This window comes from Kitasatospora sp. NPDC058115, assembly GCF_042884635.1.
In the GTDB taxonomy this organism is placed as follows: Bacteria; Actinomycetota; Actinomycetes; order Streptomycetales; family Streptomycetaceae; genus Kitasatospora.
Genome location: NZ_JBHVTL010000040.1, coordinates 1 through 15,671 on the forward strand (window position 1 = coordinate 1; position 15,671 = coordinate 15,671).

General features: G+C 76.6%; 16 protein-coding genes. 7 read left to right on the forward strand and 9 right to left on the reverse strand.

The window, feature by feature from the left end:
* Nucleotides 1–47: 47 nt before the first annotated feature.
* From ACFVVL_RS32010 to ACFVVL_RS32035, 6 genes are all read right to left on the reverse strand, one after another.
* Nucleotides 48–833, reverse strand: a complete 786-nt coding sequence (locus ACFVVL_RS32010; RefSeq protein ID WP_387681440.1) for an AMP-binding protein — start codon at nucleotides 831–833, stop codon at nucleotides 48–50.
* Complete coding sequence (locus ACFVVL_RS32015) at nucleotides 833–1,057, reverse strand: phosphopantetheine-binding protein (RefSeq protein ID WP_030391815.1); 225 nt, start codon at nucleotides 1,055–1,057, stop codon at nucleotides 833–835. The genes ACFVVL_RS32010 and ACFVVL_RS32015 overlap by 1 nt, the downstream gene beginning before the upstream one ends.
* A gap of 5 nt (nucleotides 1,058–1,062) precedes the next feature.
* Complete coding sequence (locus ACFVVL_RS32020) at nucleotides 1,063–1,695, reverse strand: isochorismatase family protein (protein ID WP_380298019.1); 633 nt, start codon at nucleotides 1,693–1,695, stop codon at nucleotides 1,063–1,065.
* A gap of 71 nt (nucleotides 1,696–1,766) precedes the next feature.
* On the reverse strand, nucleotides 1,767–3,455 hold the full coding sequence (locus ACFVVL_RS32025) for a (2,3-dihydroxybenzoyl)adenylate synthase (RefSeq protein WP_387681533.1): 1,689 nt from the start codon (nucleotides 3,453–3,455) through the stop codon (nucleotides 1,767–1,769).
* Nucleotides 3,456–3,508: 53 nt separating this feature from the next.
* Entirely contained in the window at nucleotides 3,509–4,711 is a 1,203-nt protein-coding gene (gene dhbC, locus ACFVVL_RS32030) for an isochorismate synthase DhbC (RefSeq protein ID WP_387681536.1), read from the reverse strand.
* A gap of 204 nt (nucleotides 4,712–4,915) precedes the next feature.
* On the reverse strand, nucleotides 4,916–5,743 hold the full coding sequence (locus tag ACFVVL_RS32035; RefSeq protein WP_387681445.1) for a 2,3-dihydro-2,3-dihydroxybenzoate dehydrogenase: 828 nt from the start codon (nucleotides 5,741–5,743) through the stop codon (nucleotides 4,916–4,918).
* A 299-nt stretch (nucleotides 5,744–6,042) separates the two neighbouring features.
* Here ACFVVL_RS32035 and ACFVVL_RS32040 point away from each other — a divergent pair, with 299 nt between their 5' ends.
* The 3 genes from ACFVVL_RS32040 (at nucleotide 6,043) to ACFVVL_RS32050 (ending at nucleotide 8,869) form a co-directional block, all read left to right on the forward strand.
* The gene (locus tag ACFVVL_RS32040) at nucleotides 6,043–7,281 is read left to right on the forward strand and encodes an MFS transporter (protein ID WP_387681448.1); all 1,239 of its coding nucleotides are present in this window, start codon (nucleotides 6,043–6,045) and stop codon (nucleotides 7,279–7,281) included.
* 4 nt (nucleotides 7,282–7,285) lie between these two features.
* Entirely contained in the window at nucleotides 7,286–8,056 is a 771-nt protein-coding gene (locus ACFVVL_RS32045; RefSeq protein ID WP_387681451.1) for a TetR/AcrR family transcriptional regulator, read from the forward strand.
* Nucleotides 8,057–8,167: 111 nt separating this feature from the next.
* Complete coding sequence (locus ACFVVL_RS32050) at nucleotides 8,168–8,869, forward strand: siderophore-interacting protein (protein WP_380292981.1); 702 nt, start codon at nucleotides 8,168–8,170, stop codon at nucleotides 8,867–8,869.
* Nucleotides 8,870–8,876: 7 nt separating this feature from the next.
* On the opposite strand, the gene cyaB is transcribed toward ACFVVL_RS32050, so the two are convergent.
* From cyaB to ACFVVL_RS32065, 3 genes are all read right to left on the reverse strand, one after another.
* Nucleotides 8,877–9,455, reverse strand: coding sequence for a class IV adenylate cyclase (gene cyaB / locus ACFVVL_RS32055; RefSeq protein ID WP_387681453.1), 579 nt, complete (start codon nucleotides 9,453–9,455; stop codon nucleotides 8,877–8,879).
* Nucleotides 9,452–10,012 (reverse strand): NUDIX domain-containing protein, encoded by a 561-nt coding sequence (locus ACFVVL_RS32060; RefSeq protein WP_380292977.1) that lies wholly within the window; start codon nucleotides 10,010–10,012, stop codon nucleotides 9,452–9,454. The genes cyaB and ACFVVL_RS32060 overlap by 4 nt, the downstream gene beginning before the upstream one ends.
* Before the next feature lie 87 nt (nucleotides 10,013–10,099).
* On the reverse strand, nucleotides 10,100–11,389 hold the full coding sequence (locus ACFVVL_RS32065; RefSeq protein WP_387681457.1) for a CapA family protein: 1,290 nt from the start codon (nucleotides 11,387–11,389) through the stop codon (nucleotides 10,100–10,102).
* A 313-nt stretch (nucleotides 11,390–11,702) separates the two neighbouring features.
* Between ACFVVL_RS32065 and ACFVVL_RS32070 the strand changes: the two genes are divergently transcribed.
* The 4 genes from ACFVVL_RS32070 to ACFVVL_RS32085 all read left to right on the forward strand — a co-directional run bounded on the left by ACFVVL_RS32070 (nucleotide 11,703) and on the right by ACFVVL_RS32085 (nucleotide 15,664).
* On the forward strand, nucleotides 11,703–12,494 hold the full coding sequence (locus ACFVVL_RS32070) for a universal stress protein (RefSeq protein ID WP_380292973.1): 792 nt from the start codon (nucleotides 11,703–11,705) through the stop codon (nucleotides 12,492–12,494).
* A 107-nt stretch (nucleotides 12,495–12,601) separates the two neighbouring features.
* The gene (locus tag ACFVVL_RS32075; protein WP_387681461.1) at nucleotides 12,602–13,801 is read left to right on the forward strand and encodes a M48 family metalloprotease; all 1,200 of its coding nucleotides are present in this window, start codon (nucleotides 12,602–12,604) and stop codon (nucleotides 13,799–13,801) included.
* A gap of 38 nt (nucleotides 13,802–13,839) precedes the next feature.
* Entirely contained in the window at nucleotides 13,840–14,262 is a 423-nt protein-coding gene (locus ACFVVL_RS32080) for a MarR family winged helix-turn-helix transcriptional regulator (protein ID WP_380292969.1), read from the forward strand.
* A gap of 205 nt (nucleotides 14,263–14,467) precedes the next feature.
* Nucleotides 14,468–15,664, forward strand: a complete 1,197-nt coding sequence (locus ACFVVL_RS32085; RefSeq protein WP_387681539.1) for a PP2C family protein-serine/threonine phosphatase — start codon at nucleotides 14,468–14,470, stop codon at nucleotides 15,662–15,664.
* The last annotated feature ends 7 nt before the right edge of the window (nucleotides 15,665–15,671 follow it).

Sequence of the window (15,671 nt, forward strand, 5' to 3'; positions counted from 1 at the left end):
GACCGGTCCCGGGACCGGTCACCCGCCGCCCGGAGCCCGGTCGGCCGTCAGCCGCGCTGCGGGGCGAGGTGCACCGGGCCCGGCTCGGGCACCAGCTCGCCGAGCACCGAGGGCGCGGCGCGCAGGGCCGTCACCCCGGCCTCGCGGACCAGCTCCCCCACCTCGCCCGGCCGGTCCGGGTCGGCCAGCACCAGCGCCGCCCCGGTCCGCAGCGGCCACAGGAACTCCCACAGCGGCAGCCCCAGTTGCAGCACCCGGTCACCCGCGCCCAGCCCGTACGCGGCCTGCAGCTCGCGCACCCGGCGGTCCACCTCGGCGTGCGTCGTCCACACCCCCGCCGGCCGCCCGCCCGGGCCGTACGCCCGGCAGAGCGGGTGCTGCGGGGTGAGCGCCCGCGGCGGGTCGGTGACCGCCCGGCCGGCCAGCTCCTCGGCGGCCGGGCGTTCCGCGGCCGGCACCCCCTCCCCCAGCACGCAGACCGGCGCCGCGTCCGCCAGCAGCCAGGCCAGCCGCCCCGGCGCGTCGTCCGGGTCCAGCGGCAGGTACGCCGCCCCCGCCTTGGCCACCGCCAGCAGCGCCGGCACGAGGTCGGCCGGGCGGGTGAGCGCCAGGCCGACGACCGTACCGGGGCGGGCGCCGCGGTCCGCCAGGCAGCGCGCCGTCCGGTTCGCGGCGGCGTTCAGCTCGCCGTAGCTCACCGCCGCCGCGCCGACCGGCAGCAGCGCCGGGGCGTGCGGCGTGCGGGCCGCCTGCGCCTCGAAGGGACCGATCGCCGTGGTGGCGGGCCACCGGCGGGCGCCGGCGGGCCGGCCCGCCCCCGCGCCGGGCTCCATCAGGACGCGCCGAGCAGCTCGGCCCAGGCCTCGACGGCCGGGCGCTCGGCCAGCTGCAGGAAGGCCACCTCGGCGCCCTCGGCCCGCCAGCGCTCGGCCAGCGCCATCAGCCGCACCGAGTCCAGGCCCCAGTCCGCCAGGTTCTCGTCCAGCGGGATATCCGCCGGGTCCTCGCCGAGCAGGTCGGCGACCTCGGCCCGGATCCGCTCCACGGTGAAGGCCATGCCCGTCACTTCCCTTCCAGTACGGCATCGGTGGCGGTGACCACGCCGCAGCGCCCGGCCACCCAGGTGAGCGCGGCGCGGTGCTCGTCCGCGCCGAAGTCGGCGACCGCGTCGGCCACCACGAAGGCCCGCACGTCGCGCATCCAGGCGTCGCAGGCGGTGGCCTGCACGCCGATGTGGGCGTACACGCCGGTGATCACCAGCTCGTCGCGGCCCTGCTCGCGCAGCAGCTCCTCCAGGTCGGTGCGGACGAAGGCGCTGTACTTCCACTTGGTGAGCAGCCGGTCACCCTCGGCCGGGGCGACGGCGTCGGCGACGGCCGCCGCCCGCGGGTCGTCCGGGATGCCCGGGCCCCAGAAGTCCTGCTGCAGGCCCCGCTGTTCGGGGGTCTGGCCGCCGGGCTGCGCCGAGTAGACGACGGGCACGCCGTGCTCGGCGGCCCAGGCGCGCAGCCGGTTGATGTTGGCGAACAGCTCGGTGACCGGCGGGGCCGTCGTGTCGAAGGCGTTCAGGAAGTGGTTCTGCAGGTCGTGCACCAGCAGCACGGCCCGGGACGGGTCGACCGTCCAGTCGACCCGGTTGGCCGGCAGGTCGGCGGCGGCGGGCATCAGGTAGGAGGGGATGCGGGGCAGGCCCACGGCGGTGCTTCCTTAGCTGTGTCTGGGTGTGTCGGGGTGTGTCGGGGTGGGGCAGGAGGGGGCGGGGAGGGTCAGGGGGCGTCGGGGGCGTCGAGGGTGGCGGCGATGGCCGCGCGGAGGTCCTTCTTGCTCACCTTGCCGATGCCGGTGGCCGGGAAGGCGTCGAGGAACTCGACCCGGTCCGGCACCTTGAAGTCGGCCAGCCCGCGCCCGCGCACGAAGCGCTTGAGCTCGACGGACTTCGGTGGCCGCGCGCGGTGCTCCTCGCGCAGCACCACGTAGGCACAGGTGCGCTCGCCGAGGTAGGGGTCGGGCATCGAGACCACGGCCGCGTCGTGCACGGCCGGGTGGGCCAGCAGGTGGTTCTCGATCTCCTCGGCGGCGACCTTCTCGCCGCCCCGGTTGATCTGGTCCTTGGCCCGGCCCTCGACCACCAGGTGGCCGGTCGCGGTGCGGCGGACCAGGTCGCCGGTGCGGTAGAAGCCGTCCGCGGTGAAGGAGGCGGCGTTGTGGCCGGGTGCGTTCCAGTAGCCGCGGATGGTGTACGGGCCGCGGGTGAGCAGGTGGCCGGTGGCGCCGTCGGGCAGGTCGTCGTCCTGGTCGTCGACCACCCGCACCTCGTCGTCCGGGGAGATCGGCCGGCCCTGGGTGGTCACGACGACCTCCTCCGGGTCGTCCAGCCGGGTGTAGTTGACCAGGCCCTCGGCCATCCCGAACACCTGCTGGAGGGTGCAGCCCAGCACCGGGCGCACCCGCCGGGCGGCCTCCTCGCTGAACTTGGCGCCGCCGACCAGCAGCACCTCCAGGCTCTCCAGCCCGGTGGGCCCGCTGGCCTCCCGGCGCCGCTCGGCGGCCTCCAGCCAGAGCAGCGCCAGCGGCGGCACCAGCCCGGTGATGGTCACGCCCTCGCGCTCGATCAGCGGGAACGCCGTCTCCGGGCTGGGCTGCGGGCAGAGCACCACCCGGCCGCCCGCGTACAGGGTGCCGAGCGAACCCGGCGAGCTGAGCGGGAAGTTGTGCGCGGCGGGCAGCACCACGAGGTAGACGCTGCGCTCGTCCTGGCCGCAGATCTCGACCGAGCCGCGCAGCGAGTGGATGTAGTCGTCGTGGGTGCGCGGGATCAGCTTGGGCACCCCGGTGCTGCCGCCGGACAGCTGGAGGAACGCGACGTCCCCCGGCTGCGGCTCGGGCCACTCGGCGCCGGCCGGGTCCACCGGGACGGCGGCCAGCGGGGTGTGCTCGCCCGGGTCGCCGCCCGCCACCAGGACGTGCCGCAGCGACGGCGTCTCCGCCTTCACCCGGCCGGCGAGTTCGCGGTGGTCGAAGCCGCCCTCGACGGCCGGGACGACGTAGCCGACGGCGCCGGTGAAGGAGCAGAAGTAGGAGATCTCGGTGTAGCGGTGCGCGGGCAGCGCGAAGACCGGCAGCGCGCCGATCCGGAACAGCCCGAAGACCACCTCGAAGAACTCGGCGGTGTTGGGCAGCTGGACCACCACGCGGTCGCCGCGGCCGATGCCGAGGGCGCGCAGCCCGGCGGCCATCCGGTCGGCCCGGTGGTCGAGTTCGGCGTACGTCCAGTGCCGGGTGGGGTCCTCGCCGTCGCCGCCGGACGGGTCGGTGATCGCGATCCGCTCCGGGTGGGCGGCGGCGCGCTCGCGCAGCATCGAGCCGAAGGTCTCGCCGCGCCAGTGGCCGGCGGCCCGGTAGCGCTCGGCGAACTCCGCCGGGTACGGCGTGAATCCGGCGAGCACCTGCTCCATCGGGTCGAGGTCGAGCGGTGCGGTCACGTGGGCCCCCGGGGTGTTCAGGTCGTTCACCGCGGCACTCCCGCGGCGTCCAGGAAGGTACGGAACTTGGCGCTGGTCTCGGCGAGTTCGGCCTCCGGCCGGGACTCGGCCACCACGCCGGCGCCGGCGAAGACCCGCAGGCTCCGCTCGTCGGCCTCGGCGCAGCGCAGGGTGACCACCCACTCGCCGTCGCCGTCCGCGTCGCCCCAGCCGACCATGCCCGCGTACAGGCCCCGGTCGAAGGGCTCGATCTCGCGTATCGCCTCGCGGGCGAGCGGCGTCGGGCTGCCGCAGACCGCCGGGGTGGGGTGCAGCGCGACGGCCAGCTCCAGGGCGGAGACCGCCGGGTCGGCCAGTTCGGCGGTGATGGTGGTGGCCAGGTGCCACATCGCGGCGGTGCGCACCAGGGTGGGCCGCTCCGGCACGTCCAGGGTGCGGCAGTAGGGGGCGAGCGCGGCGCGGATGGCGTCCACCACGAAGGCGTGCTCGTGCAGGTCCTTGGGGGACTCCAGGAGCGCGGCGGCGCGCCGGACGTCCTCGCCGAGGTCGGCGCTGCGCGGCACCGAGCCGGCCAGCGGGTTGGCGGTGACGGCGGTGCCCCGGCGCGAGAGCAGCAGTTCGGGGCTGGCGCCGATCAGGGTGCGGCCGCCGCCGGCCGGGACGCCGAAGGTGTAGCCGCCGGGGTCGCGGCGGGCGAGGCGCTGGAGGATCGCGGGCAGGTCGAGCGGGCGGTCGGCGTGCAGTTCCAGGGTGCGGGCGAGCACCACCTTGCTCAACTCGCCCTCCTGGAGCCGGTGCACGGCCTCGGCGACGCCGGCGCCGTACGCCTCGGGGGCGGGCACCGGGCGCACGGTCCAGTCGATCCGGTCGGCGGCCGGGGCGGGCAGCGCGATCAGCGGGTCGTCGCGCAGCGCGCCGCAGCTGCGCAGCCGGGCGGGGACGGCGAGTTCGGCGCGGCTGTCGTGGTCGAACGCCACCGCGCCCACCACCAGCGGGTGTTCGACGCCGTCGCGGCGGGCCCGGTCGAGGGTGCCGGCGACCCGCTCGGCCAGCGGGCGCCCGTCCTGGGGGACCCGGGCGTGCACGCCCTCGGCGAGCAGCGTGCGGGTCGGGGAGGCGAAGAACGCCTCGTCGGGCGCGGCCCGATACTGGCCCAGCAGCCCGCTGGCCGCGCCGATGACGGTGTGGTCCGTCCCGGCGGGGGCGTGGTGCACCGTGGTCACCTGGATTCTCCCAGTCTGCGAGTGGTCGCCGGGCTTCGCTCGTCGCGGCGGCCGGCGGGTGGTGTGGTCCGGGGCGCGCTCCCCGGTGGGGGTGCGGTCCCGGGTGGGGCTGCGGTCCCGGCTGGTCCGGGTGGGGCGGCGGGTCCGGGCGCTGCTCGTCCCGGCCGTGCGGCCCGCGCGGTGGTCCGGGGTGCCCGGACTGCCGGGGTGTCAGGCGCGCAGGGTGGCGCCGCCGTCCACGTAGAGGTCGTGCATGGTGATGTGGCGGGCCCGGTCGGAGACCAGGAAGGCCACCGCCTCGGCGATGTCCGCGGGTTGGGCGATCCGGCCGAGCGGGATGCCGACCCGGTAGCCGGCGAGGTCGCCGTCGATGACGCGCCGTTCGGCGGCCCCGGCGTCGTCCTGCCAGAGCGCGCGCTGCATCGCGGTGTCGGTGGAGCCGGGCGAGACGATGTTGCAGCGCACCCCGGAGCGGCCGAGTTCCAGGCCGAGACAGCGGGTGAACATGGTGGCCGCCGCCTTGGAGGCCGCGTAGGCGGCCATCCCGGTGCGCGGCACGCCGGCGGCGTTGGAGCCGACGGTGACGATGGCGCCGCGGCCGCGTCCGGCCATCCGCCGTCCGACCGCGCGGGAGGTGTGGAAGACCCCGGTGGTGTTGACGGCGAAGGTGTCGGCCCAGTCCTGGTCACTCAGGTCGACCACCGGTGCGGTGCGCAGGATTCCGGCGACGTTCACCAGGATGCCGACCGGGCCGAGTTGATCCTCGACCAGGGCGACGGTGGACTCGACGGCGGCCGCGTCGGTGACGTCCAGCGGGTAGGGGTGGACGGGACCGCCCGCGGCCGGGCCGGCTGCCAGCTCCTCCGCGAGCGCGGCGAGCGGACCGGGGTTGCGGTCGGCCGCGGCGACGACGGCGCCGGCGGCGACGAGGGCGCGCGTGACGGCCGCACCGATGCCCTGTCCGGCGCCGGTGACGATCGCGACGGCGCCGGCGAGTTCGGACTGCTGCACAGGAAATTCCCCTCCGACCAGCGACATTAGGCAAGGCTAACCTAACACAATTGTTCGGGGCCGCCGAGGGGTCGTGCGAGGTCGGACGGCCTCTGCGGGGTCGTCAACTGCTCCCGGCCGCCCGGCCGGAGCGGCGGGCGGGGCGGGCGGGCGCAGCAGGCGGGCGACGACGGGCCGGGGTCGGCGACCGGGCGGGCGGGGCGGGCGGGTGCCGTCGATGAAGCTGGACGCAACGTTGCGTCCAGTGTTACGGTCGCCGCGTCGAATCGAGACGCAACGTTGCGTCCACCTTCCGCCCGACACCCCCCTCCGCCCGAGGAGCACCCATGCCCTCCGCCCCGCCCCGACGCCCCGGCGGCCCCTTCGCCCCGGCCGCCGTCGCCCTCGCCTTCTGGGTCACCATGGCCGGCACCACCGTCCCGACCCCGCTCTACCCGCTCTACCAGCACGCCTTCGGCTTCTCGACGTTCACCGTCACGGTGATCTTCGCCCTCTACGCGCTCGGCGTCGTCGCCGGACTGCTCGCCCTCGGCAGGCTCTCCGACCAGATCGGCCGCCGGCCCGTGCTGCTGACCGCCCTGCTGCTCGCCGCGGCCGCCGCCGGGCTCTTCGAGGCCGCCGACTCGCTGCCCTGGCTGCTCGCCGCCCGGGTGCTGTCCGGCTTCGGCGCCGCCCTGGTCACCGGCGCCGCCACCGCCGCCCTGCTCGACCTCGCCCCGCCGGAGCGCCGGCTGCGCGCCCAGACCCTGGCGCTCGCCGCCAACATGGGCGGCCTCGCGGGCGGCACCCTGTTCGCCGGGATCCTCGCCGAGTGGGCCGGCTCGCCGCTGCGGCTGCCCTGGACGGTGACCCTCGTCCTCACCGGCGCCGCCGCGCTCGGCCTGCTCGCCGTCCCCGAGACGGTGCCCGCCGAGGTGCGGGCCGCCTCCCGGTTCCGGCTGCGCCTCCAGCCACTGCACGTCCCGCCCGCGATCCGGCCCGCCTTCCTGCGCGCCGCGCTCGCCGGGGGCGCCGGATTCGCCGTCACCGGTGTGCTGACGGCGGTCAGCGGGCTGTTCCTGGCCACCGTGCTCGATCTGCACCACCACGCGCTGACCGGACTCGTGGTCGCCCTGGCGTTCCTCTCCATCGCCGTCGGGCAGCTCCTGGTGCGCGTGCTGCCGCCGGCCCGCGCACTCCCGCTGGCCTGCGCCGGGCTGGTGCTGGCCGCCGGGCTCGTCGCCGGGGCGCTGATCGGCGGGACGCTGGCACCGCTGCTGCTCGGCGCCTGCGTCAACGGCCTCGCCACCGGCACCGCCATCGGCACCGGACTGGGCACCATCAACGGCGGGGTGGCGCCGCAGCAGCGCGGCGAGACGGTCTCCGCCTTCTTCGCGATCCTGTTCACCATGCTCTCGCTGCCGGTGATCGGCGTCGGCGTGCTGGTCCGGGCGACCGACCTGCGCACCGGCGGGGTGGTCTTCAGCGCCGCGATCGCCCTGCTGGCGCTGGTGATCGCGGCCGGGCTGGTCCGGCGGCCGCGCGCCGCGGGGCGGGTGCCGGCCGCGCGCCCCGAGGAGGCGTGAGAGGATGGCCGCGACCATCGCCACCGGCCCGCCGCCGCACCCGGACAAGGACCAGCACACCATCACCGCCCAGTCCCGCCCCGCCACCGCAGGCCGCGCCGTCGGCGGCCGTGTGAGCACCGCCGCGCGGGCGAACGCCGCCGCACCGGCGGACGGCGCCCCGGCGCCGGGCCCGGCGGGCGGCAGGGCCAGGGGCGCGGCCACCACCGGCGGCAGCGGACGGCGCAGCGAGGCCGCGCGTCTGGCGGTGCTGAACGCCGCCGACGACCTCCTGGTGGAGGTGGGCTTCGAGGGCCTGACCATCGAGGGCATCGCCGCCGCGGCCGGGGTCGCCAAGCAGACCATCTACCGGTGGTGGAAGTCCAAGGTCGACATCCTCTTCGACAACCTCGTCCTGGACGCCGGCACCGCCCTGGCCTGGCCCGCCGAGACCCCCTCCGGCCCGGCCGACCTGCGCGACTACCTCCACCGGTTCGCGTCCTTCCTCGGCACCGACCCGGCCGGCCGGGTCCTCCAGGCGCTCCTCGGCCACGCCCAACTGGACGCCCGGACCGCCGAGTTGCTGCACAACGGCTTCCTGGACGAGCTGCGTGCCCGGGACGTCGCGCACACCCGCGCCTGCCTGGGGCTCGCGGCGGACGAGAGCGGCACCGACGAGGCCGCCGTACTGCTGGACGCCCTGCTCGCCCCGCTCTACCACCGCGCCCTGGTGCTGCGCCGCCCGCTGGACGCCGCGTTCGTCGACGCGCTGCTCGACCAGCACCTGCCGCGCTGACGCCACTCCCTCCCTCCTTCTCCTCCTCTTCCCCACCGCGCCGCCGCCCGCCGGCCCGTGTCCACCTCCGGGCCGCGCCGTCGGCGCCACCAACCCCAGCCAGGAGTCACCGTGTTCCGTCGCCCCCGGCCGACCTTCGACGTACGGGTCGTCGCCGTCACCCCGCTCACCCCCGCCCTCGTCCGGCTCACCTTCGCCGGGCCCACCCTGGACGCCCTCGCCATCGAACACCCCACCCAGTGGGTCAAGTTGGGCCTCCCCGAGGGCCACTCCCGGGCCTACACCATCCGCTACCACCGCCCCGCCGACCGCGAGGTGGACATCGACGTCGTGCTGCACGGCAACGGCCCGCTCTCCCGCTGGGCCGAGATCGCCCGCCCCGGCGATCCGGCCCGGCTGGCCGGGCCGCGCGGCCGGCAGCCCTCCTTCGAGGACGCCGGGCACGCGCTGCTCGGCGCCGACGAGAGCGCCCTGCCCGCCGCGCTCACCATCCTCGACGAGCTGCCGCCGGGCGTCCCGGCCTCGCTGTTCGTCGAGGTCGGCGAGGCCTCCGGGGCCGCCCTGCCACTGCCCGACCGGGCCGGCCTGACCGTCCGGTGGCTCACCCGCGACCCGGACCTGCCGAAGGGCCGCACGCTGGCCGACGCCCTGCTCGCCACCGACGTTCCGGCGGACACCACGGCCTGGCTGGCCGGCGAGGCGAACGCGGTGGCCGCCGTCCGCCGCCATCTGCTCACCGACTGGGCGCTGCCGCGCGAGCGCGTCCACAGCAAGGGCTACTGGAAGCACGGCGAGGCCGACCACAAGGAGTGACGACTCGTCAGTTCCCTTGCCGTCGGCTGCGGGCGGCCGCGACGGCCGTCGTGTACAGGGCGGCGGTCAAGTCCTCCTCGGAGATCCCGAGCCCGGTCAGCACGGCGCGGACGGCGGCGAGCGCGGCGGGCAGTTCGCGCTCGTCCGCCGCGCCCGTCTCCACCTCCAGGAACACCCCGTCGAGCTCCGTCACCCGCACCAGCGTGGCGAGCATCCGGCGGCCCCGGTGCTCGAACGCGTAGTTCCGGCACCGCTTCTCGAAGGCGAGGACGGGCCGGTGGCCGAGGCCGCGCACGATCGCGTGCGCGGCCTCGCCGTCGGCCACCCGTGTCTCGTGCTCCGGCTTGGAGCCGGACACCGCGTCCACCCGGGCGTCCTTGAAGGTCAGCAGCACCGTCCGGGAGCCGTCCGCGCCGGTCACCTCACGGATCCGCACCTCACGGTCGGCGGCGGAGAGTTGCCCGTCGGGCGTGTCGTAGTAGGTGTCCCGGTAGACCTCGGCGCGGCCCGGCCCGTGGGCGTCCTCCAGCCGGCGCAGCAGCGCATCCGGGTCGCGCACCACCGCCTTCAGCTCCGCCTCGATCACCGCGCGCCCCCGGCCCGGGCCGCCAGCCGGTGGGGGCCCAGGAAGTACGACAGCGCCGTCAGCGAGGCACCCTCGGCCACCTCGCCGGCCGCCAGCAGCCGCACCACCTCGTCCTCGGCCAGCCACTCCACCCGGCTCGCCTCCGCGCGGTCCGCCGGCTCGCCGGTCCACCGCGCCCCGGCGGCGTGGAAGGAGTGGAAGTGCATGGTCGAGATGCCGGCCATCGCGTCGAACTCCGTCAGCGGCGTGAGCCGCCCCGGCCGCCAGCCGGTCTCCTCCTCGACCTCGCGGGCGGCGGCCGCCACGGGCTCCTCCCCCGGCTCCACCCACCCGGCGGGCAGCTCCCACCCCCAGCGGCCGGTGATGAACCGGTGGCGGTACAGCAGCAGGAAGCGGCCGTCCTGGTCCGTCACCACGGTGTTGGCGCACTCCTTCGGCATCCGCAGCACATGGTGGTCGACCCGGCCGGTGCCGGGGATGTCCACGTCGTCCAGCCAGAGCTCCACCCACGGCGACCCGTACACCTGCCGCCGCCCGTGCACCGCCCACTGCGTCACTGTCGCCGCCCTCCGTGTGCCGGTCGTCCGCGATCCGACCCTCTCACGCCCGCCGCCGTGCCCGCCTTCACGCCCACCGCCGCGGTCTCAGTGCGAGGCGGTGGGGGCGGGGGTGCGGGCCGCGCCCGGGGCGGACGCGGCGCCGGAGCGGGACGGCGTACCGGCCGGGGAGGCGCCGGCGGAGGCGGCACCGGACACGGCACCGGACGCACCGGCGGGGGCGGCGCCCGGAACGGCGGCGAGGCCGGTGCAGCCGCGCAGGCCGTCGCGGCGCTTGACGGCGGCGGTGGCGGCGGCACCGGACTGCGGCACCGGCACGCCCCGGTCGTCGATGGTCGCCGGGGCGAACGCCTCCCCGAGCACCTTGCCGGCCGGGCTGACGGTCAGCGTGGTGACCCCGGTCTCGTTGGAGTTGGCGTAGTTGGAGGTGCCGTACCAGAGGAAGTTGCCGAAGCCGTAGCCGATGTAGGTGTCCCCGATCATGCCGGAGCCGACCATGGTGTGCGCATGGGTGCCGACCACGGCGGTCGCGCCCGCGGCGGCGAGCTTCTTGGCGATGGCGGTCTGCGCGGCGGTGGGGCACGCCTTGCCCTCGTCGCCCCAGTGCAGGTAGACCAGCACCACCGGTGCCTGCCGCTTGGCGTCCCCGACCGCCTTGAGCAGCGCCGCGGTGTCCAGCGCCGAGGCGATGCCGGGCTTGTTCGCGCCGGCCCGCCACTTCTGGTTGGTGAGGTCCTCGACCTGGCTGGCGGCGACCACCGCGACCTTCACCCCGCGCACGGTGCTGACGTACGGGGCGTACGCCTCCTGGGAGTTGCGGCCGAGGCCGACGACCGGGACGGGCGAGGACTCCTTCGCGGCCAGGGTGTCGGCGAGGCCGTCGGCGCCGAAGTCGACGGCGTGGTTGTTGGCGAGCGAGACGACGTCGACGCCGGAGTCCTTCAGCGCGGTGAGCGCCTTGGGCGAGGTGCGGAAGGTGTAGGTCTTGGGCTCGGGGGCGCCGCGTCCGGTGATCGCGGTCTCCAGGTTGAGCACCGCCAGGTCGGCGGCGGAGAGGGTCTTGGCGATCGGGCCGAGCGCCGTCTCGGGCGGCTGCACGGCGAGCCTGGCCTCGGTGCGGCCCTCGAAGTGGACGTCCCCGGCGAACGCCACCGTGATGCTGCCGTCGGGGCGGGGCGCCGCGCCCTCGCCGGAGGCCTGGTCACCGGGGGCGCCGGAGCCGTCGGAGGGGCCCGGCGAGGCCTTGGCGGCCGCGTCGGCCGCGGCCTTCGCGGACTCGGCCGCCTTGACGGCGGACGGATCGGGGTCGTCCGGTCCGCAGGCGGCGACGGATATCAGGCCGAGCAGCAGTGCGACGGCGGCCGCGCCACGGCGCATGTGTGTTCCCCCAAGGTCGGTCCAGGAGCGGTCAGCCTACGTCACTCCCCCGCCCCTTCTCCGCCCTCCCTCCACAACCGGCACCGGCCCGTCGCCGGGTGTTCGACCGCACCGCCGGACCGCCGTCCACCCGCCCCGCGCCGGGCCCGGACCCCACCGGTCGCACCGGTCCCACCGGGCCCGTCCGTCCCAACCCGCCGCCCCTTCCTGGCCGTCCCGTCCCTGGCGCGGGCGCCCGGATCGCGCGCAGCGTGGAAGCGTGGAGGCCCCGCGAGGGCGCCGGGGCCGTGACGGCAGGCGGGTGGTGTGGGTCATGGCCGGCAACGGGACCACGAACACCGGGAGCAGCACGAGGAGCACGGCCGCCGGACGGCGGATCGTGGTCGGGATCGACGGCTCGGCACCCTCGAAGGCGGCGCTGCGCTGGGCGGTCGGGCAGGCGGTGCTGACCGGGGCGACGGTGCACGCGGTGGCCGCGTGGGAGTACCCGTCGCTGTACGGCTGGTTCGCGCCGATGGTGGACGACGGCTTCGAGCAGTCCGCGCGCCGGACGCTGACCGTCGAGGTGGACGAGGTGGTCGGCCCGCAGCGGCCGGTGCCGGTCGAGGAGAGCCTGCTGCCGGGGCACGCGGCCGAGGTGCTGCTGGAGGTGGCCGAGGGCGCCGACCTGCTGGTGCTCGGCAGCCGGGGCCGCGGGACCTTCGCCCGGACCCTGCTGGGCTCGGTGAGCGCGCGCTGCGCCGTGCACGGGTCGTGCCCGGTGGTGATCGTCCGCGCGGACGGCACCGCCGTCACGCCCGCACCGCGCGCCGCGGCGGGCGGCGCCGGGGCGGCGGCGGGCGGGGCCGGGGAGCCGGCCGTCCGCACCAAGGACTGGCAGCTGAGCCTGCACGTGGTCGAGGACGCCGACACCACCCGGGTGCACGCGGTGCTCGACGCCGACGGCACCGTGCTGCACAGCGACGCGCTCGCCCGCCGCAATCCGCACGACGCCCCGGCCGCCGCGGTGGGCGACGACTTCGCGGTCGGCCGGGCCCTGGTCGACCTCGGCCACCAGTTGCTCCGCGCGGGCACCCACGGCGCCACGGGGCCCGCCGAGGAGTGACATGCTGGCCACCGAAGGACAAGATGACGATCGACGGTCGATGCCCGGCGGCTGACAGCCGACAGGTGACAGCCGCCGGCTGACGGACTCCAGACGACGGACACCAGATGACAGACGCTGTCAGCCCGGCTCCGGGCGCCCGCCCCGCCCCGGCCCCCGACTTCACCCCCGCCCAGCGCGCCCGCGGCCGGGCGCTGCGCCGCGCCCAGCTCCCGTGGGCGCTCGGCGGCCGGCTCACCGGCCTGGCGCTGACCCTGGCACTCGGCCTGACGCCCGCCGGCGCCGGGCTGGTGTCGGCCGCGGGCCGCTGGTTCGGCGGCTCGCGGACGGCGGAGGTGCTCGCCGGGGCCGGCGCGCTGGTGCTGCTCGGGCAGCTGGCGCAGCTGCCGTTCGGGGCGGGCGCCCGGTCGGTGCGGGCCCGGTTCGGTCTGGTCACCCAGGGCTGGGCGGGCTGGGCGCTCGACGCCCTGCGCGGGCTGGCGCTGACGCTGGGCCTCGCCCTGCCGGTGGCCTTCGGCCTGTACGCGCTCACCGACCGCTCGCCGCAGTACTGGTGGCTGCCGGCGGCGGGCGCGGCCGCGCTGCTGACCGCCGCCCTGTCCTTCCTCTACCCGCTGCTGGTCGAGCCGGTGTTCAACCGCTTCACGCCGATGGAGCCGGGCCCGCTGCGCGAGGCACTGCTGGGCCTGGCCGACCGGGACGGCGTGCGGGTGCGCGACGTCCTGGTGGCGGACGCCTCGCGCCGCACGACGGCGCTGAACGCGTACGTGTCGGGTCTGGGCGCGACGCGGCGGATCGTCGCGTACGACACGCTGCTGTCGACGGCCGATCCGCGCGAGGTGGAGCTGGTGGTGGCGCACGAGCTGGGGCACGTCAAGCACCGGGACGTGCTGACCGGCACGGTGCTCGGCGCGGTGGGCGCGGCCGTCGTGGTGGCGCTGCTGGGCCTGCTCGCGGGCCGGGACGCGCTGCTGTCGGCGGCGGGGGCGACGGACGCCGCCGACCCCCGGTCGATGGCCCTGCTCGCGGCGGGCGCCGCGCTGCTGGGCGCGCTGTCCGGTCCGGTGCAGTGCGCGGTGAGCCGCCTGGTGGAGACGCGCGCGGACCGGCACGCCCTCGAACTGACCGGGGACGCCGAGCAGTTCGTCGCGATGCAGCGCAGGCTGGCACTGACCAACGTGTCCGACGTCGACCCGCCCCGGTGGCTTGAGCTACTGTTCGCCACTCACCCGAGCGCCACCCGTCGGATCGCGGCCGCGCGCGCCTGGCAGGCCAGGCGCCCCTCCGCATCCAAGATCGTTGTATAGTGCAACAAAAGTCCGGGACCCCGAGGAGGTGGGTCAGCGTGCCCGACCGCGAGACGTCGATCGCCACCATCCAGCGCGAGCTGACCGCCTTCGCCCGCCGCGCCCGCCACAAGGCGTCCCAGCTGCACCCCGATCTCTCGCTGGTCACCTACAGCATCCTGGACCTCATCACCGAGCGCGGCGGCTGCCGGGCGGCCGACGTCGCCGCGCACTTCATGCTCGACAAGTCCACGGTGAGCCGCCAGGTCACCGCCCTGGAGAAGCTCGGGCTGCTGCGCCGCGAGACCGACCCCGAGGACCAGCGCGGGCAGATCCTGCTCGCCACCGACGCCGGGCTGACCCTGCTGCGGGTGGCCAACGAGCAGCGGCGGCTCTCCTTCACCGCCCGGTTCACCGACTGGGCGGACGAGGACGTCGCCCGGTTCGCCGACTACCTGGCCCGCTACGGCGCCGAGGGCTGAGCACCCGGCCCGCCCGCAGGGTCCGCAGACCACGACGCCCGCCCGCACCGCCCGCCCGCCCGGGGTGCGGTGGACCGCCCGGACGGTGTACAGAGGAGAGGTGCCACCTCGGCAGCCTCCCCGCGAGCGGCACTCCCGCCCGGGGCACCCCGACGAGCGGCGTTCCCCCGACCGCCGTCGTTCCCGGCGGCCCGGCCGCGGGGCGCTGACGGCCGTCCCGCTCGCCCTGATCGTGCTGATCACGGTGGTCGACGTGCTCGCCCCGCCGGACATCCACCTGGGCCCGCTGCTGATCGTCGCCCCCGCCCTCACCGCCTCCGTCGCCGGCACCCGCGCCACCGCCGCCGTCGCCACGCTGGCGATCGCCGCCCTGACCGTCATCGGCATCCTGCGCGACGGCCTCACCACCGCCAACCACGAGACCCAGCTCGGCGCCCTGCTCGCCGTCTCGGCCCTGATCGTGGCCCTGCGCGCGCTGCGCGACCGCCACGAGCGGGAGCTCGCACAGGTCCGCTCCGTCTCCGAGGCGGCGCAGCGCGTCCTGCTGCGCCCGCTGCCCGACCGGATCGGCCCGCTGCACCTCGCCTCCGTCTACCTGGCCGCCGAGGCCGAGGCCCAGGTCGGCGGCGACCTCTACGCGGCGGCCCGCACCACCGCCGGCACCCGGCTGCTGGTCGGCGACGTCCGCGGCAAGGGCCTGTCCTCGCTCGGCGACGCCGCGCTGCTGCTGGGTGCGTTCCGGGCCGCCGCGCACCTGCACGCCGACCTTCCCGGGCTGGTCGGCTACCTCGACGGCAGCATCGCCTGGGACCTCGCCCAGTTCGCCGAGCAGCAGCGCGCCGAGCGGCTGTACCTCCAGGAGCAGCCGCAGCTCCAGCTCCCGGCGCTGCTCCGGCAGGTCCCGCGCCCCCCACCGCTCGGCGGGGCGCCGGCCGCTCCCGCCGCCGACGACAGCGGCGAGTCGTTCATCACCGCCCTCGTCCTGGACATCCCGGACGACGAGGCGGTGGTCCGGCTGGTCGACTGCGGTCATCCGCCGCCGCTGCTGCTGCACGGGGAGCGGGTCACCGCCCTGGAGCCCGCCCGCACCGCTCCCCCGCTCGGCCTCGGCGAACTGGCCCCGGGGCCGTACGCGGTGGAGGAGTTCCCGTTCCTGCCCGGCGACCGGCTGCTGATCTACACCGACGGCGTGATCGAGGCCCGCGACGCCGGGCGGCGGTTCTACCCGCTGCCCGCACGGGTCGCCGAACGGGCCGCCGCGCACGCCGACGAGTGCCCGGTGGCCCTGCTGCACCACCTGCGCGGCGATCTGCTGGCGCACGTCGGCGGGCGGCTGGACGACGACGCCGCCATGGTCGTCGTCGAACGCCTCGGCCCCGGCCCCGGCCCCGGCCCCGGGTGAGCCGGCC